Genomic DNA, 1,922 nt, shown 5'->3' with positions numbered 1-1,922 from the left:
TATCTGGCCCGAAAGCAACTCAAAAAAGATTATTACAACCGTGAATATGGGCCTTATGGATGGTGGCACTGGGATGCGACCACAGCATCTGAAACTATGGTGCTGCCTCATTTTCCAGAATCACGTAAACCTCTTTCAACTGGCACACCTGCTTAAAATGGAGAAAAAATGTCATACATGCTTTCACTAAGCGAACAGACAAAACTGAACGCTTTCCTGTCAGGGATCCTTGATGATTACAAGACTGGGGTTATCACTCAGATACAAGCTGTTGGTAAAATCGGTAACGTGTTTTCTGCACTGGAAAGTGGAGACTCAAAAAAGGTAGTGCATTTGTTGACTGAAGGACGAAAACTCCTGCGGACGGGCTGAATGTCCGCAGAAGGTCTACTGTGCCAGGGGATGCAGAGAAGTCTATCAACCTGGCTTCATTTATCATGATGTTTTTCTACTACGCGGCTGTTTTGACTTTCCAGTACCTCCCCCTGCCATTGCACCAGTCAATGTATCAATGGTGCCTTTCAGGGATTCTGAGATTGTTTTCTCTGCCTCCAGGGTAGCTTCCAGCTTCATTACTTTGGACTGGAGCGTTTTTAATTCACTGCTTTGTTCAGCCACTTCCGCTTCATAGCCCTGGCTGACCAAAGTTACTTTTTTCAGGTCGGCGCTCAGCGACTCGTTTAGTTTATGGAGTTCAGTAAGCTCGGCATTCACCGCCACCAGGTCACCCTCCTTCCCGGACAGTGCACTTTTCAGCTCAGCACAGAGGTTCTGTGCAGCAATCAATTCCTGTTCAAACCTGTCCCTCTCTGCCTTTGTATCTGACACAGTCTGACTTAACTGGTCGCATTGTCTGGAAAGACCGGCATTATCAGAACGCTGAGTGTTGATCTCTTCGTTCAGCTTTTTTTGATATTCAAGGTGACCAGCGATCTCTGTTTTACGTTCAGCCAGTTGCTGGGAGAGTGAGTCATTTGACTGCTGTGCGAGGCTTAATTCATGCCGTGTGCTATCTAACTGGTGATGGCAGGTTTCTAGTTCTGCTTCGGCAACATTCAGCCTTGTTTCTAACTCCTTGACGGTACTGTCCCGGATCTCTAATCGACCCTGTAGCGCCTGATTCTCAAGTTTCAGCTCATCCATATCGGTAGCGCTTTGCTCAAGCCGCTGTAAAAGCTGCGTTACCTCCTCCTCCAGCTGCATGCTACGTGCTTCAGCTTTTTTAACACTATCACTCTGTATTGCGGTATAGCTTCTACGGTAGTGCCAGGTGATGTACGAGATAATATCGCCGAGTGCAACCTTCACCTCATCGGGTATATCCAGGTAACGGGCCTCTTCAGGAACCTCTTTAACATACTTCTGGTACTCAGCGAACATCTCCTGTGACCTTGCAAACGAGCCGCCAACAGCGTTTCTGAGCCAGTGAACTTTGAAGCTCAGATCGATATTTTCCGGGTTAATTTTTTTCTCTTCGCACAGACGTTCGATTGCATTGAAGTAATCGATCATCGCAATAGATGAGTACCTTGAACGACCCATTTCCTTTGATTTTTCTGTGGATTCGCTGCGGATGTCATTCTGCACCTCTGGCGAGGTAGCATCGTTCAGGCTTTTTTCTTTATCGTTTTCGATCATCATTTTTTTCCTGCGGCCGGAAGCTGGTTTGCAAAATATATGCTGATAAGATCGTTCAGAGCATTCAGAAGCGAGATACTGTCGATACAAATATGAACGTTTCCATTCTCAAACAGGCGACACCGCCAGCCATTCTCATCGCAGACCTCGCCTGTGAAATCTGTATTTCTCATGGCCGTCAGCCTGTCGACCATACTCAGCCCACCGCCGGTTGCAGGTGTTGGAGTATCAGAACAGATGCATACAATATTCTCAAAGTCGCGTAAACAAAAGTGATTGTCCTG

Annotated in this window: 3 protein-coding genes and 1 pseudogene; 2 read left to right on the top strand and 2 right to left on the bottom strand. The window is 46.7% G+C overall.

Going from position 1 to position 1,922, the window contains the following annotated elements:
* Window positions 1-156 (top strand): annotated as a pseudogene (locus tag ACSIPU_RS30195) (DUF1173 family protein); the annotation flags it as partial.
* Between the two features lie 12 nt (window positions 157-168).
* The gene (locus tag ACSIPU_RS30190) at window positions 169-372 is read left to right on the top strand and encodes a hypothetical protein (RefSeq protein WP_000121164.1); all 204 of its coding nucleotides are present in this window, start codon (window positions 169-171) and stop codon (window positions 370-372) included.
* A gap of 63 nt (window positions 373-435) precedes the next feature.
* Here ACSIPU_RS30190 and ACSIPU_RS30185 read toward each other — a convergent pair whose 3' ends face one another.
* Window positions 436-1,641: a hypothetical protein gene (locus ACSIPU_RS30185; protein ID WP_001371952.1), complete on the bottom strand. Its 1,206-nt coding sequence runs from the start codon at window positions 1,639-1,641 to the stop codon at window positions 436-438.
* Window positions 1,638-1,922: DUF4942 domain-containing protein (locus ACSIPU_RS30180; RefSeq protein ID WP_435322461.1), on the bottom strand; the 285-nt coding region annotated here is incomplete at its 5' end. The genes ACSIPU_RS30185 and ACSIPU_RS30180, both read right to left, overlap by 4 nt.

Origin of the sequence: Klebsiella sp. HN106 (genome assembly GCF_051209435.1) — a bacterium.
GTDB classification, from domain to species: Bacteria; Pseudomonadota; Gammaproteobacteria; order Enterobacterales; family Enterobacteriaceae; genus Klebsiella; species Klebsiella oxytoca.
This window is presented reverse-complemented; position numbering and strand designations above follow the sequence as displayed.